21 protein-coding genes are annotated in these 24,430 nt (G+C 43.4%); 6 read left to right on the plus strand and 15 right to left on the minus strand.

From position 1 onward, the window contains the following. Positions 1–736: 736 nt before the first annotated feature. From HC246_RS13535 to HC246_RS13580, 10 genes are all read right to left on the minus strand, one after another. Positions 737–1,180, minus strand: a complete 444-nt coding sequence (locus HC246_RS13535; RefSeq protein ID WP_169363838.1) for a hypothetical protein — start codon at positions 1,178–1,180, stop codon at positions 737–739. Between the two features lie 52 nt (positions 1,181–1,232). Further along, complete coding sequence (locus HC246_RS13540) at positions 1,233–1,532, minus strand: DUF1816 domain-containing protein (protein WP_169363839.1); 300 nt, start codon at positions 1,530–1,532, stop codon at positions 1,233–1,235. Between the two features lie 345 nt (positions 1,533–1,877). Further along, a complete protein-coding gene (locus HC246_RS13545; RefSeq protein ID WP_169363840.1) occupies positions 1,878–2,495 on the minus strand; it encodes an HD-GYP domain-containing protein in 618 nt (205 codons plus the stop codon). 300 nt (positions 2,496–2,795) lie between these two features. Next, a complete protein-coding gene (locus HC246_RS13550) occupies positions 2,796–3,179 on the minus strand; it encodes a response regulator (RefSeq protein ID WP_169363841.1) in 384 nt (127 codons plus the stop codon). 386 nt (positions 3,180–3,565) lie between these two features. After that, complete coding sequence (locus HC246_RS13555; RefSeq protein ID WP_169364593.1) at positions 3,566–3,940, minus strand: response regulator; 375 nt, start codon at positions 3,938–3,940, stop codon at positions 3,566–3,568. Positions 3,941–3,951: 11 nt separating this feature from the next. Further along, on the minus strand, positions 3,952–6,492 hold the full coding sequence (locus tag HC246_RS13560) for an ATP-binding protein (protein WP_169363842.1): 2,541 nt from the start codon (positions 6,490–6,492) through the stop codon (positions 3,952–3,954). Positions 6,493–6,520: 28 nt separating this feature from the next. Beyond that, entirely contained in the window at positions 6,521–6,907 is a 387-nt protein-coding gene (locus HC246_RS13565) for a response regulator (RefSeq protein WP_169363843.1), read from the minus strand. A gap of 702 nt (positions 6,908–7,609) precedes the next feature. Continuing rightward, on the minus strand, positions 7,610–10,255 hold the full coding sequence (locus HC246_RS13570) for a PAS domain S-box protein (protein ID WP_169363844.1): 2,646 nt from the start codon (positions 10,253–10,255) through the stop codon (positions 7,610–7,612). Positions 10,256–10,260: 5 nt separating this feature from the next. Next, positions 10,261–12,624, minus strand: coding sequence for a response regulator (locus HC246_RS13575; protein WP_169363845.1), 2,364 nt, complete (start codon positions 12,622–12,624; stop codon positions 10,261–10,263). A gap of 254 nt (positions 12,625–12,878) precedes the next feature. After that, positions 12,879–13,538, minus strand: coding sequence for a YggS family pyridoxal phosphate-dependent enzyme (locus HC246_RS13580; protein WP_169364594.1), 660 nt, complete (start codon positions 13,536–13,538; stop codon positions 12,879–12,881). A 171-nt stretch (positions 13,539–13,709) separates the two neighbouring features. On the opposite strand from HC246_RS13580, the gene HC246_RS13585 reads away from it, so the two are divergent. The 3 genes from HC246_RS13585 to pheT all read left to right on the plus strand — a co-directional run bounded on the left by HC246_RS13585 (position 13,710) and on the right by pheT (position 16,851). Next, a complete protein-coding gene (locus tag HC246_RS13585) occupies positions 13,710–13,940 on the plus strand; it encodes a type II toxin-antitoxin system RelN family antitoxin (RefSeq protein ID WP_169363846.1) in 231 nt (76 codons plus the stop codon). Next, positions 13,933–14,289, plus strand: coding sequence for a type II toxin-antitoxin system RelE family toxin (locus HC246_RS13590; RefSeq protein WP_169363847.1), 357 nt, complete (start codon positions 13,933–13,935; stop codon positions 14,287–14,289). The genes HC246_RS13585 and HC246_RS13590 overlap by 8 nt, the downstream gene beginning before the upstream one ends. A gap of 150 nt (positions 14,290–14,439) precedes the next feature. Then, complete coding sequence (pheT, locus tag HC246_RS13595) at positions 14,440–16,851, plus strand: phenylalanine--tRNA ligase subunit beta (protein WP_169363848.1); 2,412 nt, start codon at positions 14,440–14,442, stop codon at positions 16,849–16,851. 41 nt (positions 16,852–16,892) lie between these two features. Here the strand turns inward: pheT and HC246_RS13600 are convergent, their stop codons facing one another. Both HC246_RS13600 and HC246_RS13605 read right to left on the minus strand, forming a co-directional pair. Continuing rightward, positions 16,893–17,630, minus strand: a complete 738-nt coding sequence (locus HC246_RS13600) for an SDR family oxidoreductase (protein WP_169363849.1) — start codon at positions 17,628–17,630, stop codon at positions 16,893–16,895. 147 nt (positions 17,631–17,777) lie between these two features. After that, positions 17,778–18,212: an MAPEG family protein gene (locus HC246_RS13605; RefSeq protein ID WP_318655939.1), complete on the minus strand. Its 435-nt coding sequence runs from the start codon at positions 18,210–18,212 to the stop codon at positions 17,778–17,780. 94 nt (positions 18,213–18,306) lie between these two features. On the opposite strand from HC246_RS13605, the gene HC246_RS13610 reads away from it, so the two are divergent. Then, entirely contained in the window at positions 18,307–18,969 is a 663-nt protein-coding gene (locus tag HC246_RS13610) for a LuxR C-terminal-related transcriptional regulator (protein ID WP_169363850.1), read from the plus strand. A 202-nt stretch (positions 18,970–19,171) separates the two neighbouring features. On the opposite strand, the gene HC246_RS13615 is transcribed toward HC246_RS13610, so the two are convergent. Then, positions 19,172–19,717, minus strand: coding sequence for an NYN domain-containing protein (locus HC246_RS13615; protein WP_169363851.1), 546 nt, complete (start codon positions 19,715–19,717; stop codon positions 19,172–19,174). 351 nt (positions 19,718–20,068) lie between these two features. Here HC246_RS13615 and HC246_RS13620 point away from each other — a divergent pair, with 351 nt between their 5' ends. Further along, the gene (locus HC246_RS13620) at positions 20,069–20,215 is read left to right on the plus strand and encodes a chlorophyll a/b-binding protein (protein WP_126388604.1); all 147 of its coding nucleotides are present in this window, start codon (positions 20,069–20,071) and stop codon (positions 20,213–20,215) included. 43 nt (positions 20,216–20,258) lie between these two features. Here HC246_RS13620 and HC246_RS13625 read toward each other — a convergent pair whose 3' ends face one another. Further along, positions 20,259–21,089, minus strand: coding sequence for an ATP-grasp domain-containing protein (locus HC246_RS13625; protein WP_169363852.1), 831 nt, complete (start codon positions 21,087–21,089; stop codon positions 20,259–20,261). Between the two features lie 66 nt (positions 21,090–21,155). After that, positions 21,156–23,792, minus strand: coding sequence for an alanine--tRNA ligase (gene alaS, locus HC246_RS13630; protein WP_169363853.1), 2,637 nt, complete (start codon positions 23,790–23,792; stop codon positions 21,156–21,158). A 336-nt stretch (positions 23,793–24,128) separates the two neighbouring features. On the opposite strand from alaS, the gene HC246_RS13635 reads away from it, so the two are divergent. Then, the gene (locus HC246_RS13635) at positions 24,129–24,413 is read left to right on the plus strand and encodes a YggT family protein (protein WP_126390402.1); all 285 of its coding nucleotides are present in this window, start codon (positions 24,129–24,131) and stop codon (positions 24,411–24,413) included. Positions 24,414–24,430 lie beyond the last annotated feature (17 nt).

Here is a 24,430-nt window from a genome sequence, read left to right on the forward strand (position 1 = left end):
AGGTAAGGGGCTGAGCGATTACGATATTGTTGCTTAGATTAATCTAAACTCTTGTATAGCAGTCCTAAATCATTTGTAGATTTTTGGGTTTGTGGAAGCGCACCCCGAAGGGGTGCGCTTCCACAAACCCTTTAGGATTGCTATATAAATCACGAAAGTTTGATTACAAGAAATAGTAACAGTTAAAAATGAGGCAATTATGTAGTTCAGCATTTAATCGTAATTAAAAAGCTGTGACGCATAGAGTGCGGGCGTTACTTTTTTTGCACTATTTTTTAATTACTGATATTTAGACAAAACTTTATCCCCCAATTTTTTCTCCCGCAGGAGAAGAGTAGCAAATCCATATTAATGTTCTGTTGCTCCGATAAGAGCTTGTTTGAGAATAATTCTCTTTAGCACTGATGTTACGTGGAAGGAATTCCTGCGATATTGAAGGATCGGGGCTGGCACGGGGGCGCAGCCCCTACCGAAAATTTAAATTATTTAGGTAGGGGCAATCCCCCCGTGGTTGCCCTGCTGTGCTAAATCAACAGTTAATCGCCCCCTAGCCCCCAATTCTGGGGGAACAAGAAAATAAAAGTCTTTCAAAGTCCCCCAGAATTGGGGGATTGAGGGGGCTTAGATATATTGAAACGAAGACAGTTAGACTTGTGTGTACAGCGTAGCTACAAAAGGAGAGAGAATTTTCTTCTTCGCCCTTAAAAAGTGGAATTGAGGGGGATCATTACATCAATTAGACATTAACCATCTTTCTTAAAATTTCTTCCTTTGTTAAAGCCAACTGATTTTCCAAACTTCCCGTGAGCCATTGATTGCCAATCATAAGTTCTAGTTCCTCATTGGAGATGGGATGCCATTGAGGATTAAAGGCGATCGCTTGATGCCATTCAAATCTCACCTCACTATATTCTGTGCCAATTGGACGGTTAGCATAATGGGGATCATGCTCAATCCAGACTAAGCTCTCAGGATTAAGATGAAACTCTCGCACGATTTGTGTAGCAAGTTTTGTTGTTTTGGATTCGATGAACCAACCAATTTCACAATTTTGCGGAGATACGATCACAATTTGTTGCCCGAATTGTTGATAAATGATGCGTAAATGGCATTGCAGTTGCCAAATATCAGTTTCTTGACCGAAAACATGGCATTGATAAAGGCGATCGATGTTTTTCATAATAGCAATAATCTAAAGTGCTTAAACCGATGTATTTGGGCAAACTGCAAACTCAAACAAGTGGGGTTGCGGCAATTCTTCTGGGTTTAGGTAGTTTTCTAAATCCATGAATATGCGATCGCAAATCATCCCCTATCAAAGTTATCTGATTAGGTTGCAAAAATTGTAGGTTAGTCGAAAGGAGCAGTGCATTTTCCTGTAGGAGATCTTGGATAAATCCAGCTTGTTGGGCTTCTGCCTCTTGGCGACTTGTAAATGCACCAAAGTAGTATAGGCAGAGAGGTTGTGCAGTCAAAATTTCTAGCCACCAACCTAACTCACAAGTAGAGTTATTGACCGTAATTTGATTCATAAACTTGATAATGGGGGTAAATAGCGGTGAGAGACCTAATAACATCCCCTAGAGGCTATATTTAAACTCAAAAATGGAATTTAAGTTAGAATCCCAATTAAATCACTATCAGTGTTTTCCGCTAACAACAAATCTATAGTGAAAATTAACAGGTTAAAAAACATAGTTTTTGGGATCAGACTAACCTCATTGATGGTTTAACAAATAGTCTATTTGTTTATTATAGGTTGAATATTTAGGTTAATATCCAAAAATGAGGAAATTCTGTGGATGGTGAAATATTACTATTTCAGTAACCTAATTTTTTTGGCATCACTTCGTCGCGCTACAAAAAATCTGCTTCCCTTAGCGATGGTCAGTATGGGAAGAATATACAAATTCAACGATTTGTTCGATTAATAATGGCTGATACCAACCTTTGCGAGCTTCTTCTTGAATGATGGCGATCGCTACTAATGGACTAAAGGCGGGTTTGTAGCTACGTTTATGGGTTAAAGCCTCATAGATATCTAATATTTGGACAATCCTTGCTAAATGGGGAATTTCTTCTTTGCATAAACCATAGGGATAGCCTGAGCCATCCCATCGCTCGTGATGGCATTGGATAATTGGGATAATCGTCTCTAGCTCTTCGGGCAAATGTAGATCGGTATTGTCGATCATGGGATGGAGTTTCATGATCCCCCACTCTTCTAGATCTAAGGCGGTGGGTTTATGCAAAATGTTTGGAGAGATAAAGACTTTACCGATGTCATGGAAATAAGCCCCCCACATTAAAAGTTGCGTTTCTTGGTTTGATAATTGCAGGAACTTGCTGAAAGCTTTGGCTAGCAATGATAAGCGACAGCAATGTTGATAGGTCTCTGGATCTAGTTTGTAAATTAACTGTCTGGTTTTCGTAGGGACTATTTTCAGAATCCCTAAATCCTTCATGTCTCCATTCCTATATAGGTGTTTTTTCATTAAGTTTATTAATTCATAAATAATTTATGAATGCGCCTCAAAAACTGTTCTACACAAGTGCGATCGAAATACTAAATAGCTAAAACCCAGAGACAAAACCTGTGGCGCACGCGCAGCGTGCGCCACAGGTTTTGGGGTTTTATATTTAATTGCGCCCAGCTACTTATTTACTTCGATGCAAATTAAGATATCAGCAGAAAATAAAGGAATTATGAGGTGTAAAGATAGTTAATCTAGCCGAAGCAAACCCAGAAGAGAATTGCGGCGCTTCGCGCCGCAATTCTCTTCTGGGTATAAATACTACCAGCCCAATATCTGAGAAATTTCTGAAAATAATTTGACTGGATGGAACGGCTTGGCGATCGCACCATTAACTCCTAACTTGGCGATCGCTTGCGGATCTGTGAGATCTGCGCGAGCGGTTAATAAAACAACAGGAATGTCAGCTATTTGGGGATTGGCTTGTAATTTTTTGAGAAAGGCAAATCCATCCATATTTGGCATCAAAATATCCAGCACAATTGCGTCAGGAGGATTTTCAGCAACTATGTCTAACCCTTCTTCCGCATAGAGTGTTGTAATGGCTTTACATCCCCCGAAAATTTCTAAGCAAGTCTTTAAGACATCACAAATATAGTAGTCATCGTCTATTACTAAAATCGTTTTTTGAGCTATAACTTCCATTTTGGATTTAAAGAAAAGTATTTCTTCTAATTAAGAATTTAAAAATATTGTAGTTACTAAAAATGAGAACAATCTGAGGATGGAGGAATTTACTAGTTTAATTGTATCCCTCACCCTTCAGCCCCCTCTCCCATTAAGCTACCGTTTACACACAAGTCTATCTGTCTTCGTTTCAATGTATCTAAGCCCCCTAAATCCCCCAATTCTGGGGGACTTTGAAGAGATTTTATTTTCTTGTTCCCCCAGAATTGGGGGCTAGGGGGCGATTAATTGTTGACTTAGATAGGTTTTATGACTTGTGTGTACACGGTAGCTTAAAAAGGGGGAGAATTTTCTTCTTCCCCTTTTTTAAAGGGGATTGAGGTAAATCATTAGCAACTAATGATTTACCAATTTAAAAGTTGAGCGATTTGGTCGGCGATCGCGATCGGATCAAAGGGTTTGGCGATTGTCCCTGCTACGCCTAGTTTGGCAAACTGTTCGCGATCGCTAGTTTGGACTTTAGCGGTTAATAGAATGACAGGAATATTTTGAGTATGGGAATTGGTTTGTAGTTGTTGATAGACTTGAATCCCATCCATTTCGGGCATCATCACATCTAGCAAAATCGCATCAGGTTGCAGACTTTCCACAATGCTCAAAGCCTCTTTCCCAGAATTGCTGACGCGCACTGACCACCCCTTAAAGCTTTCTAAACATACGGCAATTACCGATGCGAGATTGGGTTCATCGTCAATTAATAACAGTGATTTGGTATACATCGTCATTGCTCCTAACCTAGATGATGGGGAATCGTAAAGGAAAATGTACTGCCTTGGGATAGAACGCTCTCAGCCCAAATTTTACCGCCATGTTGCTGAATAATGCTGCGACAGATGGCTAAACCTAAGCCTGTGCCTCCCTTTTGGCGAGAGTCGGAGGCATCGACTTGATGAAACCGCTCAAAAACACTTTCTAAAGAGTTTTCAGGAATACCACGACCTTGATCGCTGATTTTAAACAGAATATCTTGGGTAGTTGAGTATACGTCAAAGCGAACTTCGCTATGGGGCGGAGAGAACTTGATCGCATTGCTAAGTAAATTGACAATGGTTTGGACAAGGCGATCGCGATCACACCAAATTTGTAAGGATGGGACATTGCTAACTATCTGGATTTGATGATCAGTAGTAAGCGTTTGCATTGTTTTCAGTGCTTGTTCGCATAGCTCGGTCACATCATACCAATGGCGATTGAGAGTGATGCGACTAGATTCTAAACGTTCCAAATCCAGAATATCATTTACTAGTCGTACTAGCCTTTCGGTATCTGCCACCGCAATATTCAGCATATGTTTCGCTGTGTCAGGTTTTTCATCTAATACTCCCGAAGCCAGTAAACCTAATGCCCCGCGAATTGAAGATAAGGGCGTGCGGAGTTCATGGCTCACGATCGAAATAAATTCACCTTTGATTTTGTCAACCTTTAACTTATCGGTAATGTCTTCGCCAATGCTGATTGTGCCGATAATTTTATTATTTGGATTGCGTAAGGGGGTATTGTTCCATGCAATCATGCGCTCTTCACCTGCTCTAGTGATGATCGGATTTTGATAGTAACGCGGGAAATTATTAAATATTGCGTCGTTAGCTAGGGCATCGATGAAAGTTTGCTTAAGTTTTTCTTGGTCAATTTGCGGTAAAAAGTTATAAAACCAATCTTGCCCAATGACCTCGGCAAATTTATAACCCGTAATTTCTAAAAAGAAAGGATTTACATATTCCACAAGCCCCTGTGCTGTCAGTCCCACAACGATTAGACGCACATTATCAAGCAACGATTGCCAACGTTGATTGATTTCTTGGACAGCAATTTCTTTCAGTTTATTAGGGGTAATGTCTTGAAAAATAATTAACATGGTCGTAATTTCGCCATCATGGTTATATTCAGGAACAATGTAGACTCTGTAATACTCCCTCTCTTTGCTCGTTGGTAATAAATAGCCAATCTCATAGGATTGCGAATTACCTGTTTCTAATAATTTAGTGACGGCAGCTTCTTGGAGGGCGAGATTTTCTTCAGGTATTCCCATTTCTCGCCCTGTTTTGCCTATAAATGCTTGTGCAGGAATTCCTGTTAATTTTTCTATTGCCGAGTTGATATATAGATAACGCATTTGGCGATCGAGACGACCAATAATGTTAGGCGAATTTTCGGCAAGGGAAAGAAATTCCTGTTGACTTTGATATAGCGCTGCTGTGCGCTCGGCTACACGCATTTCTAATAGAGCATTGGATTGCAGTAGTTCAATTTCGGCTTGGAGGCGATCTTGAATCTCTTTGGAGAGTAAGTTATTGGTAACTTGCAAACTGCGATATAGTTCAGCCTGTTGCAGGGCGATCGCTAACTGTACGGATAATTGCTGGAGCAGGCGAATATCAACTTCTTCCCAATGGCGTGGTTCAAAGCATTGATAGGCGCAGAGCAAGCCCCATAGACGATTGTTGTGATCTTGATTTTGGAGAATTGGTACGATCAGGCTGGCTCTGATGTGGAACTGCTCCAGTAATTGCAGATGACATTCACTGAGATTTGCTTGATATACATCAGGAGCGACAAAAACTCGTCCTTCGCGATAGGCTCCGCCCATAGTCTCAGGAAAATGCTCATCACTGAGTTGTTTATGAAAACAAGCTTCCCAAGGTGGTAAGACGGATTCCGCCACGACCATGCCACTAAAGTCGGGATTAAATTGATAAATGACAGTGCGATCGGCATTGAGAAAGGCGCGTACTTCTTGGACAATCACACTGAGAACATCTTCTAATTCTAGATATTTCCGAATCTTAAGGGAGATTTGAGCAATTAAAAGTTCCTGCTCTTGCGATCGCTTAAGTTGACGATTGATATGGATGCGATCGCATACTTGCCCTACACGGGTACAGAGGGAAATGGCAGTAAGCTCACCTTTTACCAAATAATCGGCAGCTCCTAGACGCATCGCCTTGACTGCAAGCTCATCATTGCCTTGACCAGTGAGCATGATGGTTTCTAGTTTGCCCATGAGATTTTCTGTTCTCATCGCTTGCAAGATTTCTAAGCCATCACCATCGGGCAGAGCATAGTCAAGCAGCACAATGTCAGGATTTTGCGATCGCCATAGTGCTAGACCTTCCTCGATGGTTTCCGCTTCTAAAAATCTGTAGCGATGGTTTTGATCGCCCTGAAGATAGCGCATATAGGTAATGCGATCGGCTTCCGCATCATCCACAATCAAAACTGTCATGATTGACTTAAACAGATAATCATTAGAGTTTGGAGTTAAGGTGGTCATGATTTTAGGAAGATGCAAGAGATCATCGCTACCAACCTAATATATAGGCAATTTGTGAAACAAGGGTGATCGGCTCAAAGGGTTTACTAATTACACCTTTGCATCCGAGATCTAACAGAGTTCTATGACTGAGGAGAGTGGTACAGGATGTTAATAAGATGACGGGAATATGGGCGATTTCATCATCTGCTTGCAATTTTTCGAGAAAGTCAAACCCATTCATCTCTGGCATCATCATATCTAGCAAAATGGCATCGGGTTTAACTTGCGCGACGGTAGTTAATCCTTCTTTGCCTGATGTTGCGATCGTGGTTTTCCAATTACTCAGGTTTTCGAGACAAACCTGCACGACCTGACGAATCATATATTCATCATCAATGAGAAGTAGAGTTTTATCGGAACTAGCTGTAACCATAATATCGGGGTAAAAATTACCTTAGGAACTTGCTATTAATTAAAGTAACTGTGGCTTCGACTCCGCTCAGCTACCGTTGGCTGAGCGGAGTCGAAGCTACCGTTGGTGGGACATTTTTTATCCACAAGAGCCTTAGCTCAGAATTATGAACTGGTGTTACGTGGAACTCAGGGTATGAATTTCTTACTGCTAGCACAGCAGGGCAACCACGGAGGGATTGCCCCTACCTAAATAATTTAAATTTTGGGTAGGGGCTGTGCCTCCGTCGTGCCAGCCCCGATCCTTCAACATTGCAGGAATTCCTTCCACGTAACATCAGTTATGAATAGCCTAATCTAAGAAAATGAGAACAATCTGAGGACAATAGAAAGTTTTAGAAATCATTTCAGAATTCCATGACACATAAAATTGCGGCTAAAAGTCTAGCAATAAGCCCCCTAAATCCCCCAATTCTGGGGGACTTAAATCTGGTTCCCCCCAGAATTGGGGGGCTAGGGGGGCTAAGATTACAGTTCGTTTATTTACTGGTGTTATGTGGAACTCAGGGTATGAATTTCTTGCTGCTAGCACAGCAGGGCAACCACGGGGGGATTGCCCCTACCTGAATAATTTAAATTTTGGGTAGGGGCTGTGCCCCCGTGCCAGCCCCGATCTTTCAACATCGCAGGTATTCCTTCCACGTAATATCAGTATTTATTTGTTTTAGCTGATTTGATTGGGAATTGTGAATGAAAAGTTACTCCCCTCTGACCAAACGCTTTCTGCCCAGATCTTACCGCCATGCTGCTTGACGATAGTACGACAGATCGCTAAGCCTAAACCTGTCCCTCCCTGTCGAGAATCCGAGCCATTAACTTGACTGAAGCGGTCAAAAATCTTCTCTAGCATTTGTTCAGGAATGCCCCTTCCATGATCTTGAATATGGAAAATAATCTCATGGGGCGATGACTCAACTGTAAGTAATACTTCACTCTGAGGCGGCGAAAACTTGACGGCATTGCTCAATAAATTCACCAGAATTTGCACAAGCCGATCGCGATCGCCAAAAATTTGCAAGGATGGCACATGACTCGATAGCTTGACCTGACTTGTCTCAGCGATCGCTTGCAGGGTTTCTATGGCTTGCTGGCAGATCTCCGCCGTATCCCACCATTGGCGATCAAGGTTGATGATATTGGATTCTAAACGCTCTAAGTCGAGAATGTCATTGACTAGACGGACTAGGCGCTCTGTGTCAGAGGCTGCGATATTCAGCATATGTTGAGATGTATCAGGTTGATTGGCTAACACTCCTGAGGCGAGTAAACCTAGTGCCCCGCGAATTGAAGATAGGGGTGTTCGCAATTCATGACTGACTACCGAGATAAATTCACTCTTAAGCTTTTCTACTGCCAACTTATCGGTAATATCTTCACCGATGCTTAATGTGCCAATAATATTGCCCGTGCTATCGCGCATTGCAGTGTTATTCCAAGCGATCGCTAATAGCTCACCTGCCTTGGTCAAAATCTTATTTTGAAAGTGAGGATATTCACCACTTGTAATTAGTTCATCAAATGCTAACTTTGATGCTTTTGCTTGTTCGCCTTGCAACAATAAGGTAAAGACATCTTGACCAATTACCTCATCTAATGTGTAACCTGTTTCTGCCAGAAAAAATGGATTAACATATTCGATGCAGCCCTCATGATTGATACCAATCACTAATAGACGCACATTGTCTAGCAATGATTGCCAACGACGGTTAAGGTTTTCTAGTTCGATTTGGCGTTGAGACAACTCCGCAGTGCGATCGGCAACCCTAATTTCGAGTTCATCCTTGGCATCTTGGAGTTCTTTTTCGACGGATTTGAGCAAATTAATATCCGTCATCGTGCCGACATATCCCAGCATGATGTCATTTTCGATTTCGGGAATTACCTGAGCAACTACCCATGTAATTTTTCCATCAGGATGGAGAAATCGATATTCAGCATAAAATTTTTGGCGATGTGTGGCTGCCTCATGCCATTGCCTAAATACGCGATCGCGATCTTCGGGATGAATACTCTTTGCCCAGCCTGAACCCATCGCCTCCGCAAAACTGATCCCCATAATTTCGCAACTGCGGTGATTTACATAAATACTGTTGCCTTGTAGATCAGCACGAAAGATACCCACAGGTACTACTTCTGCAAGGGTTTCATATTGTCTCTGACTAGCGCGTAAAGCATCTTCAGCAAGTTTGCGATCGGTCACATCGATCGCCATCGAGATCCATAGACGCTTGCCGTTAGGTTGAATGTCTAAGGGCGCAGAATAATAGTCCCAAAATAGCCTCTGTCCCTGTTTGGTGATTATTTGAGCAGTATCTACTTGAGCAATATCACTATTAAAATGCTCAGATCTGGCATAAAATTCCTGTAAAAAAGCATCAACCTCAAGATGTCTCTCACCATAGACTTGGCGCGTCCAATCACGCACAGTGGGAATATCGGCGATCGCATAGCCAGATAGGTCTGTCCATGCCTGATTTACCAATAAAAATTCATCATTTTCGATATGTAAAGTAATCGGCAAAGGTGCATTAAAAATCGCTAGGCGAAATAGTTGCTCTTTTGTTTGTAACTCTGCCGTGCGTTCCTCAACTTTTTGCTCTAAGTCTTGATTATTTTGTTGTAATTGCAGTTCCGCTTGTTTGCGAATAGCTACTTCTTGAGTCAGCATCAAGTAAATGAATACAAATAAGCTAAAACCAGTTACAGAACCAAGAATGACAAAAATCAGGGTGGTTTGAACATTATCCTCAACGGCTTGCGATTGCACGATAATTAGCTGATCTTCTACCTTTCGCATTTGGGCGATCTTCGCCTCAATTTCCTGACGCAATTGCCAAGCCCGATAGGTCAATTCCACTTGATTAGCTGTATTCTTAGGATTTTGTTGCCATAGTTGCAGCGATTTTTCGAGAACCTCAAGGCGTTGATTGACTAATGGCTCGACAATAGCAAAATGTTTTTGCTGATTAGGATTGTCTTGGATCAATTGGCGTAAGTCTTTGAGGCGATCTCGTAGTCCTTTAATTTTGGTATCGATGCCGAGCACAAAAATTGGATCTTCGGTAATAATCTGCCCCCGTCGCCCCAGTTCTGCATCAACGATATCGCCAATGATTCCCTGTAGATTCTCAATTACCGCACGAGTATGGACTAAACTGTGGCGATTTTCCTTTAAGCGCTGAATACTGACATAAGAGGCAATCCCACAACCAAATAACAGTAAAAATGCTACCCCAAAGCCATATTTGAGCATATACGCTTTGAGCGATTGGAGATGGTGATCGCGTTCATTCGGTGAGGATGTGATCATCTTACCTAGAAATTACTTGCTAATACAATTCTATTTCTTCCTGTCTCCTTTGCTTGATAAAGAGCCTTATCCATCCGTTGATATAAAAGCTCAACACTACTACCATCTTGGAGATATTCAACTACTCCTGCACTAAAGGTCACACTAAAAGATTCTGTTGCCGTGACCAAAAATTTTTGCTGTCGCCAAATTTCTAAGAATTCATTCAGACGTTCTATACTTTGCTGACTATTAGCTCCATACAAGCCCACCACAAATTCCTCACCACCCCAGCGCATTGTCACATCCTCACTACGGAAATTTTGCCGCAATAGCTTCCCAAACTGTTTGAGCACTAAATCGCCTACGCCATGTCCATAGCGATCGTTCACCTGCTTAAATAAGTCCAGATCCAAAATCGCTAAACAGAGGCTTTGATGATTGCGAGTCGCGAGTCGGATAAGTTGTGTCAAGCTTTGGATACCACGACGATGAGTATAGATACCCGTGAGTCCATCAAAATCTGCTGCCTGACGCGATACGCGACTGCGTTCTAATCGACTGAGAATCCTTGTCTGCAAATCCGCTTCCACAATTGGCTTATTCAAATAGTCATCTGCCCCCGCCGCAAATATTTGGCGAATCGTCTGGCGATCGCTCTGGGATGACAAAAAGACAATCGGTAAATCGTGCCATAGTGAAGCGGTTCGGACTGCTCGACAGAGATCGATGCCACTATAGTCGGGCATATTCAAATCCAAAATCAGCAAATCAGGAGCAGCGGATTCCAAAACCTGCCAAAACTGCTTAGGATCGGCTAACAGCGAAACTTCAAGATCCCATTGCGCCAATAGAATTTGCAAGACTTTCAATATATGGATATCGTCATCAACGATTAGCACTCTGGGGCGATCGTTCCGTTGTTGCTGCATTACCTGCGCGATCGTACTGAGGATTTCCTCTGCCGAAGCTGGCTTTTCGATAAAGGCTTGTCCCCCTCTCTGGGCAGCCATCACCCGCTCACTCAATCCACTTGTAGCAGTAGTGATCACCGTGGGAATATCAATTTGCTTTTGCGCCAGTTCATCCAACAGCACAAAGCCATTGTCACTCTCAGGAAACATTACATCTAAGAGAATGATATTAGGTCGCTCTTGATCAATTTTTTCCCTTGCGATCGCTAAGCTATGCGCTGTTTCCACCCGCATTCCCCAAGTTTCCGCCTCCAGTTGAATCTCTTGGACAAATTCCACATCATCATCCACAATCAGCAACAGTGGTAACTTAGCAGACTCAATCGGTGGATGCGACACCGCTACATGATGATTAGTCGTATTCAGAGAATCCGTCGTAATTGCTTGCAAGGTATTGATCAATTGCTTCAGATTGTCAGCATCAGTTGAGTTTAGAGTCTCATCATCCTTGAGCAGTTGCTCAATCTGACGTGCGATCGTTGAGCCTTGCGGAAATCCCAAAGTTCCCAAGGAGCCAATCAGCCGATGCGCTTCCATACAAGCTTTATGGCGCATTTCTAAATCTAAATTCCCCTCCTCCACGGCGATCGCTACCCGCCGAAACATCGGGATTAATTCCGCTAAATTGTCATGCAATCTTTTCGTAATCTCGGCTAGAGCCTCTTTCACCCGCGCCTCGGCAGTTTGCTGTGGTATAGAAGCGATCGCACTAGGCTGATCCTGTTGTTTGGCAGTAGGTTCCGCCTTGAGTCGATATCCCAATCCATACAAAGTCTCAATCGGATCTTCGCTAATCCCTGCCGCCTTCAACTTCTGTCGCAATCCTTTAATATGTGTCGTTACAGCCTCCTCACTGGGAAACTCTCCTGCTGACCAGACCTTATCTATTAACACACTGCGGCTAAATACCTGTTGAGGATGTCTGAGGAATAGTTCCAATAAACCATATTCTTTTTGAGTTAAGCGTAAAGGTTGCTGATTATAGGTCACAGTATTGGTACTGAAATCTAAACGGAGATTCTCCCAAGTCAGCCCCTGCACCAATGTATCGTGATCATGGTAGCGCCGTAATAACGCCCGAATCCTTGCAATTAACTCCTGAAAGGCATAGGGTTTCACCACATAGTCATCGGCTCCTGCTTCTAAACCCATAACGCGATCGCTAGTACTATCCTTCGCCGTAAGCAGCAAGATCGGAATCATGTAACCTGCGGCTCGTAACTTAGTGCAGAGATCAATGCCATCACTATCAGGCAACATGATATCGAGAACCAGCAAGTCATAGGTATAGGTCTCGATATATTGCCACGCAGTTTTAGCATCGGCAGCCGTATCAATGGTGTAATTAGATTCCGTTAGTAGTTGCAACAGTATTGATGCCGAGAGACGATCATCCTCCACTATTAAAATTTTCAAGATGCTTGCCTCCTCAATACTGATTGCCTAGATATCAAAAACACTAAATCAACCCTAAATCATCAAATCATTGAGGATTTTCAGTAGGGTTATTCCTTAATATAAAAAAACAAAATGAGGAAATCATGAGGTAATCTTGACAATTCGTGAAAAGTGCTGCCTATCAAGATTTTTGGCTTTAGCAAATTGAAAGCACGGCTTTGCCGCGCTTTCAAAAATTTTTCCGAGTTTTAAATCCGTGCAAAGCGCTGTACTTAATAACCAGAAAATATTTGGCTACCAACCCGAATCATCGTTGCACCTGCCTTAACTGCGATCGCATAGTCCGCCGACATCCCCATCGAGAGTTCTTGAATATTTGCCCAACCGAGCGATCGCAACTTTGCGGCTAATTCCCCTACACGACTAAAAACCTCATAGGCTTGATCTCCATTTAAGCCCAAAGGCAAAATCGTCATCAGTCCCACAATATCAAGGTTTTGCAACTTCTCTAATTGAGGTAAATCCGCTAATAGTTCTGCTTCTGTCCAACCTGATTTATGAGGATCTTCCGCCAGCTTTACCTGCAATAGTAATTTTGGTGATTTGCCGAGTTCCTGAATTAAGCGATCGCATTGTGAGGCAAGGCTAAGGCGATCAAGCGAATGAATCCAATCAAATTGGGCGATCGCTTGCCTTGCTTTGTTACTTTGCAATGATCCAATCATGTGCCAAGTAATATCCGTTAAATCTGCAAGTTCCGTTTGTTTGATTTTGGAGTCCTGCACTCGCGATTCACCAAAATCACGCACCCCTGCCGCATAGGCAGCCCTCACAGCTTCCGTAGTCGTGTATTTACTAACAGCAACCAGTTTCACCTGCGGCGGGATATTGACACGAATTTGATTAAGACGATCAGCGATCGTTTGACTAATTGAAGCAGGATTAACTTCAGGCATGATAGGATTGGGCTTTATATAGCAAGAAGTATTCAGTAATGACAATGTTACTAGATATCCGCTTAATATCAGTTGCAGAATACCATCTTATAGCCCGTAATAAAAATGGGGAAAGTGTCTAAGTAATAAAAGCATTTTGGAGCAATAATGAAAGCACTGAAAGCAATGGCAACCATCAATGAGGAAGGTCAACTTACTCTAGATCATCCTCTCTTGAATGACAAAAATAGTCGAGTAGAAGTTATTGTCCTAATCCCAGAAGCGACAGACCCAACACAATCAGAAATCCTATCAGATTTTCGCCAAGCTTGGCATGAAGCCATGACTGGACAAACAATTCCAGTTTCTCAATTGTGGGATGGAATTGAAGATGACTGAGAAACCTTTAATTCAAGTTGAAGCATCACCAACTTTTCAAAAAAACTTACGCACACTAGCTAAAAAATATCGAAGTATTCGTAAAGATATCCAACCAATCATCACCCAATTAGAACAAGGTCAAATACTAGGTGATCAAATCTCTGGAATTGGCTATGCAGTTTTTAAACTGAGAGTTCGCAATAGTGATAATCAAAAGGGCAAAAGTGGTGGCTATCGTTTAATTTATTACGTCAAAACTGCAACGGGGATTATCTTACTGACTATTTATCCCAAATCTGAACAGGTTGATATTGCCGCAGATGAAATTCAGAACATTATTACTACTTATGAGCAAGGCGATCGCTAACCAAAAGCTATGGGGCACGCTGCGCGTGCCCCATAGCTTAATTGCGCCTAGCTACTTAGACATGCAATGCAGTTAGTAAGTTTGCCGTGCGGATTTTGCTAAACTACTATAACCTGAATATTTCTTAACACTTTTCCCTAGAAACTCCCAATGCGTATCTCTTTGAATTGGCTCCGCGAACTTGTTGACTGCGATCTCTCGCCCCAAGAGCTAGAAGAAAAACTCACGATGGCAGGCTTTGAAGTGGAGTCCATCGAAGACCGCAGAACATGGGCTGAGGGCGTGGTCGTTGGTCATATCCTCACCGCCGATCGCCATCCTAATGCCGATAAATTACAGGTATGTAAAGTCGATATTGGCGCACCTGAACCCTTGCAAATTGTCTGTGGTGCGGCAAACGCGAGACAGGGCTTATTTGTGCCTGTAGCCACAATTGGGACTTATTTACCGACTATTGATTTAAAATTGCGCCCCACAAAGTTACGGGGTGAGCGTTCTGAAGGGATGATCTGCTCCCTCGCCGAGATTGGCTTAGCCAAAGAATCAAGCGGCATCCATGAATTTCCTGATGGCTTAAACGTTGGTGCAGACGTGCGCCCCTTGCTAGGTCTGGATGATGCCATCCTTGATGTGACATCGACTGCCAACCGTGCCGATGCCTTGAGTGTGGTGGGGATCGCCCGTGAAGTGGCGGCTCTACTCGGTAAAGAGGTGCGTTTACCCTTAGCCACTAAAGATTTTCAGCCCAAGGTTGCCAACTGGGTGAAGGTGGAAGATCCCAAGTCCTGCCCTGCCTATATCGGTACTTTGATTAAAGGCGTAAAGGTTGCCCCATCTCCTGAATGGCTCAAGCGTCGCGTGGAAGCCGCAGGAATGCGATCGATCAACAATATTGTCGATATCACCAATTACATCCTATTGGAATGGGGACAGCCGCTCCATGCATTTGATGCGGATACCTTGGACAAGGATCTGAATATCGGGGTGCGCTTTGCTAAGGCTGGCGAAAAAATTAAAACCCTTGATGATACCGATCGCACTCTCACCAGTCAGAACTTCTTAATCACCTCTGGCGACAAACCGATCGCGATCGCGGGGGTAATGGGTGGCGCAGAAACCGAAGTTTCTGAACAAACGACCAATATTGTTTTAGAAGCGGCTCTCTTTACGCAAGTTACGACAAGGCGATCGGCACGCGCTCAGGGTTTACGCACTGAGGCATCGGCACGCTATGAACGTGGTGTCAATCAGGCAGCGATCGAGTCAGCTACCGCCAAGGCAATCCAAATGATTGTGGAACTCGCAGGTGGTGAAGTTATCGAGCAAAGTGTTGCCGATGCGCGTTCTCAGGAAGTGCGGGTGATTGATTTGCGCTTGACGAAAGTGTGGCAAATTCTCGGTGAAGTCGATCGCGAAGATGAAAGTGTATTGCCTCTCCTTTCGGAAGCAGAAGTTGAGCAAACCCTCAAGGTCTTGTCCTTTGAACTGGAAAAACACCCCATTGAAGAAGGTAGCTATGCCACTTGGAAAGTAACCGTTCCGCCCTATCGCTATGCGGATATTGAGCGCGAAATTGACCTCGTAGAAGAGATTGCGCGGATCTATGGCTATGACAAATTTGTAGAAACTCTGCCAGCCAGAACCGAATTTGGCTTCCTTTCCGCCGATCAAGAAGGTGGTCGGATGATTCGCGCCGCCTTCCGCGCCGTTGGCTTAACGGAAGTAATGCATATGTCTCTATGCAGTCCCACCGAATCCCATCAGGTGAAAATCAATAACCCCGTAGCGATCGAGTATGGAGCCTTGCGCGGTGACCTGCTCACTAATTTGATTGATGCTTGCGCCTTCAATATCAATCAAGGTAATGGCATCTTGAATGGCTTTGAAATCGGTCGTGTGTTCTGGCTCGATGAAGCGGGTAGTGATGAAACCGATCGCATTGCAGGTATTTTCGGCGGCGATCCCACCGTGGGCGCATGGCAGCATGATTCTAAGCCTCTAAACTTTTACGAAGCCAAAGGTCTACTCGATTCCGTATTCCACAATCTCTCGGTCACTGTGGAATATCAACCCGATCAAAAGGACGATCGCCTACACCCCGGACGCACCGCTTCCCTCTGGATTTCGGGTGAGCGCCTCGGTACATTTGGTCAACTCCATCCACAACTACGCGCCGAAAAGGAACTTCCCGATGAGATCTATGTGTTTGAGTTAGATTTCTACACCTTGCTCGATGCGATGATGAAGAAGTCAATTCCCACTTTCCAGCCCTTCTCGACTTACCCCAGTAGCGATCGCGATATTGCTTTCTTCGCACCACTCAAATTCACCGTTGCCGATATTCAGCGATCGATTACCCATGTGGGTGGCGAGTTGCTCGATTCTGTCACCCTCTTCGATCAATATATTGGTAAAGGTGTTCCCGAAGGTTCGCGCAGTCTTGCCTTCAGACTAGTCTATCGAGCTAGCGATCGCACCTTAACTGATGCCGACATTAACCCCGTTCATCAGAAAGTTCGCGATTTACTCGAAGAGAAGTTCCAAGCAACTTTGAGAAGTTAGTTTTTCAAAGGGGGGCGCTAAGCGCCCCCCTTTGCTTCTAATTACCATTCTGTACTTCCTACAAATATAGTCTCTCCACTGCGGAGACTTTTATTTGCACAGGCATCAGCGATCGCCGTGGCAAAATCAGCAACGGTTGGTAATGTACCTGCTTGTTCGCGTCGTTCGTTGATAAATCCTCGATTGGCTCGTTCCATTAGTTTTGGTGTGATTGTCCCTTCGATTAAATCTCCACTAACGACTACCAAACGAATTCCTTTTTCAGTAAATTTAGGAATGCGATCGCGCAGCGACTGCTCACCTGCGTATTTACTTGCAGCAACGTTTTCGTAGATGGCACTTACAGGCTTTTGTCCATAAAAATGCGCTAAGTGACTAGTCACAAACACAATTCGCCCACCATCTTTCATTAGGAGAACTGCTAGATCTGCTAATCGTTCTTGAGCCTTAAGATTGAGATCCATCGCATAGTCGGTGGATTTATCCTTTTCCATACCACCACTGGCATTCAGTACTAGCAAGTCTAATTTTGTCAGGTTAGTGGCAATGTTCTGCATCATTTTGCCAACTTCCTCTTCATTGGTAATATCTGCCTGTGCGAGAACTGCACGTTGTCCAGTTGCCATCACATTTGCGGCAATTTCTTCAGCACGATGTGCTTTGCTGCGGTAGTTGATGATGATATCGGCTCCTCGTTCAGCCAACAGTTGAGCAACAGCCGCACCAATGCCTCGCGATGCACCAGTGATTAAAGCTATCTTTCCTTTTAAATCAAGCACGATGCGGCTTTACTCCTACGAATTTAAACTTTGTCTAGCTTCAACGATAAAACAGTCGCTTACCAAAGTAAAGAAGAGCGAAATACACTCATGCTTTTGTATGATGCTAATTGACGAGATGTTCTCAAGGCTTTCTGGTCATTGGATTTACGAGTTAACGTACATTAGAAACGCACGAATTGTCATAAACCATAGGGCGATCGCGGAAATCAAATAGAGATAAAATCGCAACAGAATTAGATTGAATGTGCAGTGGACAAGGCTGTGCAAGGTGCGAAACCCAAAGAAAATCCATGCCGCGTTAATATATATTGAATCTACCTGCTTGGTGATGAAGAGATAGAAGACTAGTGCATAAAAAATGATTGGAAGTTCAAATAAATTTTTGAGATTGTCTGATGGATTGGATACTGCTGGAGGAGATAACTGAGAGAGGGAAATTGGTGTAAGCTCTTTGGGAGTTAGCTTTCTGCTCACAATAAAATTGATGCGGCGAATATACATGTATACCCACACTAAAATTGTGAGGAGTATGGTTGCAAAGAAGGGACTGAAGATAGATTCCTGTATCATTGCGATCATTTCAATCCATTTGGGAGAACGAGAGTAATATTAAGGTGAGTGCATTAATTCTTCTAGACCTCGATCAGGTACACTTCGTTTAAAAGTTTGCGTTATGACAAGTCCCTTAAAGCTGATCTTTGAATCAATCAACCAATCGCAGGATCGGCACAATTTACGATCACAGGTTGCACCGAAAATTGGTGAATATTTTGCAGCTACGCGATCGGCGATTTTTTTCTTTGACCAATTACACTCGGGCAATCGCGATTTTCAGAAAATATTGAATGTGGCGCTATCGGTCGAACATAATCCCATTGCCCGTTATCTCGTTGAGAGACATTCTCCTGTCCATGAAGGTTTAGTTGTAACACCCAAAGTCTGGTCATTAATTTGTCCCCGTCCCGATCATTGGCATGTTATGGCAGGTCCTATTGTCAATAGTGGTCAATTAGTGGCTGTAGTCGGCTGTACCCGTGAGAAGTCTATGACTAGCTTTGATATGCAAAACTTAGTCGATTTGAGCGCAATCTGTTTACATTTATCAGCTTGGAGCGCAACCAATAGCTTGCAGTGTCAACCTCTGAGAAGCGATCGCTTAACGCCTCGCGAGTTACAAATTGCGGAATTGGTGGCTCGTGGACACACCAATGTAGAGATAGGGAATGAGCTATGGATTACAGAAAACTCTGTCAAACAGGCTTTGAAGCGGATGTTCCGTAAGCTTGAGGTTTCGTCACGGGCAGAAATGGTTGGGCAACTTTCTGCGAAGCAATGATTATTGAAAAAGATTGTTTGAAGCAAACAATCTTTTTTACTCCATATCCTTCATTCAACATTAGTTCAACGCAGGCGAAAAATGTTAATTCAACGTGAGTTTGATAACACCATTTGCGCGGCGCTTCGCGCCGCGCAAATGGCGGAAAATGGTAAAAATCGCTTAGCGATTTTTACCATTTTCCGCTTTCGTCGAACTGACGTTAATTCAGTCGATTGCGCCACTTAGCTAATTTGTCTTTGGTATCCCTATCGATGCGATTGCCTAATAGATTATTGGTATTTGCCTTTTGTGGTCTTTGCCGACTTTGTACCGATCGCAAAGTTGATTCTACTTCCTGTTCTAGAGCCGTTGCCGATAGCCACTCTGCCCCAAAGCCAACGGCAGTAAGCTGCTGAGCGCGATCGGAAGTGACCACGATAATTCTTTTTAAATGCCTGAGCGGATCGCGTCGGTATTTGCCACATTGACGCTCAATATAGGTATCCGCAGTTTCGTTATGATCGGTGAAATATAGTTTGAGATTTTTGGTAATCCTTTCGGCTTTGGCGGGTGTAGCTTGCACGTAGGCATCAAAGACTAATGTGGTTTTATAGCCGTGATAGGCGCTAAAGTTGACCATTGTCTCGGTTAAATGCGATCGCGCCACATCAAACCCCCGCAGATCTCGAATTTCCTGCAAGTGTCGCCATAGACCAATTACGTTATAACCGTCCACCAACATTACTGGTGGATGTTCCGCAGACATTAAGATCAACCATTAGCTAAAATTACCTATTTTAATTCTGACACTAGACTTTACAAATGTTGCGTTTCTTTTTAAATCCCTTGTTCAGCAAGTATAGCTGTCGTCACTTCTGTTAGGACAAAATCAAAACCCAATAAGAGAAAGGCGGCGTGAAGCGCCGCCTTTCTCTTATTGGGTTTTATGTCTTGATACACTTGGCGACAGCTATACTTGCATTTACTTTGGTAATGACTCTGATAGCTTTATCGAATCTACCCTAGGTGGTATGGTGTGTTAAGAAATATAAAGTATTATTAATTCAAGCAAAGATTTTTAAAGTCTGAAAATCAAAACACAAAGGAGATAATTGCAATGTCTGACACTACAGAACCCAAATTTGGTTTTAATAACTTCGCTGAAACTTGGAACGGTCGTCTTGCAATGCTTGGCTTCGTTATCGGTTTAGCGACAGAGTTGCTCACTGGTCAAGGTATTCTTTCTCAAATTGGCTTGCTATAGTTTTAATTAAAAAAGGGGGCAGCGCTTAGCGCTGCCCCCTTTTTTATGTTTTTAAATATTCGAGGACTTTTTGAAAAAGCTGCACGATCGCTTCTTCGCCATTGTCCCGAATGAAAATATCAAAATTCGGATGTGAGTTCGCCTCAATCAACCAGTAATTACCCTGATCATCTAAGGCAACATCTAAACCCACATAGGCGATCGCCATTTTCTGAAAAATTGGTTTAATGAATTGCTTGATCGCCTGTATAACTTGAGCATCGTTTACTTGTTTCGCGATCGCCCCTTCCCAATGCAATGGGCTGAGATTGCCTGTAAACAATGCTTGAGAAATATCCTTTTCGTATAGAACTATTTGCTCTTGATTAAGGCAAACAGAACGATATTCTTTAACAATATTGATAGGTTCCTGTACCAGTGCTACATAATCATAATTTTTACTATTAACGTTGAAAATATGATCTAAAGCCTTACGAATCTTTGGTAGATTTTCACATTTAAAAACGTTATTCCCACCCGATCCCCGATTTCTTTTGATAATAACTGGCAACGCAAAATTTTTTTCTATTTCTGCAATGATTTTATCGATAGAAGGGAATTCCAAATACTCTAAATACTTTTCATCACAGTAAGGAGAAATAAAAGATATCGTGCGCGGCATCTTCACCACGTCTTGAAAGATTTGATAAAAATACTGCTTGTCTTTAAAAATCTCAGCAACGGATTGCGGTGTTAAAGGCGTTGAGTAGTTAGTGAAATAATATTCGCGATCGCCAAATTTAACCTTAACCACATTCTGATTCGGATGCAAAATTTCGTAGTCAATAGATGATTTTTGGCAAGCCTGTATGAGCATTCTGATGTTAGTCAGCATGATTTCTTAATTCCATTATTCTCTTCCAAAAAATAGAAGGGGTGCATTGCACCCCTTCTATTCTCTTTAGGCAAGTGCTATCTTTAGCTGAGATTCCGCAGCTTCTAGGGCTTCAGGCAATTTGCTCGCATCTTTGCCACCTGCTTGAGCGAGGTTCGGACGACCGCCGCCGCCGCCGCCACAGATTTTGGCGATCGCGCCGATAAATTTGCCAGCCTGTAAACCTTTAGCATTGACCTCTTTACTGAAGGAAGCAACCAAGGTTACTTTGCCATCTTCAGTAAAGGAACCGAGAACTACAGCACTGTTACCGAGCTTTGCTGAGAGTTTTTCGGCAGCAGATTTCAAAGCTTCGGCTTCAATATCAGGGAGTTGGGCGACCAAGATCTTGAAATCGCCAACGGGTTGAGCTTCAGTCAGGAGGCTATCAGCTTTGACTAGGGCAAGCTGTTGCTTGAGAGTTTCTACTTCTTTTTGGGAATTTTTCAACTCGTTTTGCAAGCCTGTAATCCGATCGCTAATTTCTTCGGGCTTGATTTTAAAGCGATCGCTTAAGTCCTTGGTGATGTTGTCACGCACGGTTAAATATTCTAGAACCGCTTGACCTGCGATCGCTTCGATGCGGCGTACACCTGAGGCAACACCAGTTTCAGAAATGATTTTGAATACACCGATTTCGCTGGTGTTCTTAACGTGAGTACCGCCACAAAGTTCCATCGATACGTTAGGAATATCCATCACGCGGACTTCTGCACCGTATTTTTCACCGAACATGGCGATCGCACCTTTCGCTTTGGCTTGGGCGATGGGTAATACTTCAATTACAGAGTCATGGGCTTCGGCAATCCAGTTATTGATTTGGAGTTCGATTTGCTGGATTTCTTCCGCGGTGACACCACGATTGAGATTGAAGTCAAAACGGAGGCGATCGCTATCCACTAAAGAACCTGCTTGAGATACGTTAGAGTCAACGATTTTCTTCAGGGCTGATTGTAAGAGGTGGGTAGCGGTGTGGTGGGCTTGGATGCGGCGACGCTCGGATACGGCGATTTGAGCATTGACACTATCACCGACCACAATTTCGCCACGTTCAATTTGTCCAATATGGATAAATAAATCAGCCTGCTTTTGCACATCACTGATTTTGGCGATCGCTTCACCAATGGCAAGATGACCTGTATCGCCAACCTGTCCACCAGACTCCGCATAGAAGGGAGTCCGATCTAGCACGATTTGGACTTTACTGCCAGCGATCGCCCTTTTTGCCAGTTCGCCATTGACCAGAATTGCTTTGACCGTAGCGGTGCTACTGAGTTCTGTATAGCCGAGAAATTCAGTCTTACCGATTTCCTTAGCGATATTTACCCAGTTGTCTTTGGCTAGCAAATCAATATCTTCATGGGCAGCTTGTGATCGCTCCTGTTGCTTCTTCATTTCTGACTCAAAGCCATCGGCATCAACGCTGAAACCTTCCTCTTCGGCAATCTCCTGCGTTAACTCAAGGGGGAATCCGTAGGTATCATAAAGAGTGAAGGCATCAACGCCCGAAATAGTTTTGCTAGCTTTGACTTCAGGTTTAGCCAGAATTTCTTCTAACAACTTCTCACCACGCTCTAGGGTTTGTAAGAAGCGAGTTTCTTCGATTTTGATTTCATCCTTGATCACCTGTTCTCTTTCGCGGGTATTGGGATAAACCGACTCGGAAAGGGCGATCGCTACTTCCGCAACTTCGGAGGCAAATGTTCCTGAGATGCCAATCAAGCGCCCATGGCGCACGACTCGACGCAGGAGGCGGCGCAAAATATAACCACGTCCGACATTAGAGGCATTAATTCCATCGGCAATCATATGGACAACCGATCGCACATGGTCGCCAATTACTTTGAGCGAAGTTTTGACTTTTTCATCGCTCTTGTGATAATCAAGCCCTGCAATATCGGCAGCTTTTTTGATGATTGGGAAGATTAAATCGGTTTCGTAATTATTAGGAACGCCTTGCAATACCTGCGCCATCCGTTCCAAGCCTAAGCCTGTATCAATATTCTGCTTCTTCAGCTTAGTCAGATTACCTTGAGCATCACGATTCAATTCCATGAAGACAAGGTTATAAATCTCTAGGAAGCGCGAATCATCTTCTAAATCGATATGCTCATCTCCTAGTTCTGGATGGAAGTCATAATAGATTTCTGAGCAAGGCCCACAGGGACCCGTTGCGCCCGATGCCCAGAAGTTATCATCACCCATGCGCTGAATCCGATGGGCAGGAATCCCGATCGCATCGCGCCAAATCGCAAAGGCATCTTCATCGGTGTGATAGACACTAACCACGAGGCGATCGGGTGGCAGTTGAAATACTTTAGTGACTAGTTCCCATCCCCATGCGATCGCTTCTTTTTTGAAATAGTCACCAAAGCTGAAATTCCCTAACATTTCAAAAAAGGTATGGTGACGCGCAGTTCTACCCACATTCTCGATGTCATTGGTACGGATACATTTCTGAGATGTGGTGGCGCGAGGAACTTCAGGCTCTTGTTGCCCTAAAAAAATCGGTTTGAATGGTAGCATTCCCGCGATGGTGAGCAGTACGGTGGGATCGGCGGGGACGAGGGAGGCGCTAGGTAGTACTTTGTGGTTACGCTCTTCAAAGAATTTGAGGAATTTCGCACGAATTTCAGCACCAGTAAGGGAGGGAAGGCTAGCCATGAACTTATGATTTAGGGTTTGATTTCAAGATTTGGGTAAAAAGCGATCGTGTCGCTAAAAATCCGTAAACAATATTACGAATTGGCATAATTTGTCCATCTAGTATTATGCCACTAAGTTCAGACTGTCGTGGCAATTCATGAATTGCTTCTATGGTTGTTGGGGACTTTCTATTAATTAAAGTGCCTCTGGCTTCGGCTCCGCTCAGCCAACGTTAGCTGAGCGGAGTCGAAGCTATGCAACTTGGTAGGACATTTTTCTCAGTAAGTGCCTTAAGAAAAAATTAGTAAAACTGTTAGGATCGATCGCAATAAGTTTTGAAAATTGGTGACTATCGTGGACGCGATCGCTGTTAGCTCTCTTGCGCTCAATATTGTGTTGGGACTATTCATCCTCATGTATATATTTCGCATCGTGATGACATGGTATCCCCAGATTCCCCTCAAGCAATTTCCCTACAGCCTGATTACATTCCCCACTGAGCCTTTATTATTCGTGCTGCGGAAATTAATCCCACCGATCGGCGGCATTGATATTTCCCCTGTGATCGGTGTGGGCATTTTCAGCCTTTTGCGCGAAATGTTATTAGGTCAGCAAGGCATTTTGACCATGCTTCAATAAATAAATGTTTAACACCG

Source organism: Pseudanabaena yagii GIHE-NHR1, assembly GCF_012863495.1.
Lineage (GTDB): Bacteria > Cyanobacteriota > Cyanobacteriia > Pseudanabaenales > Pseudanabaenaceae > Pseudanabaena > Pseudanabaena yagii.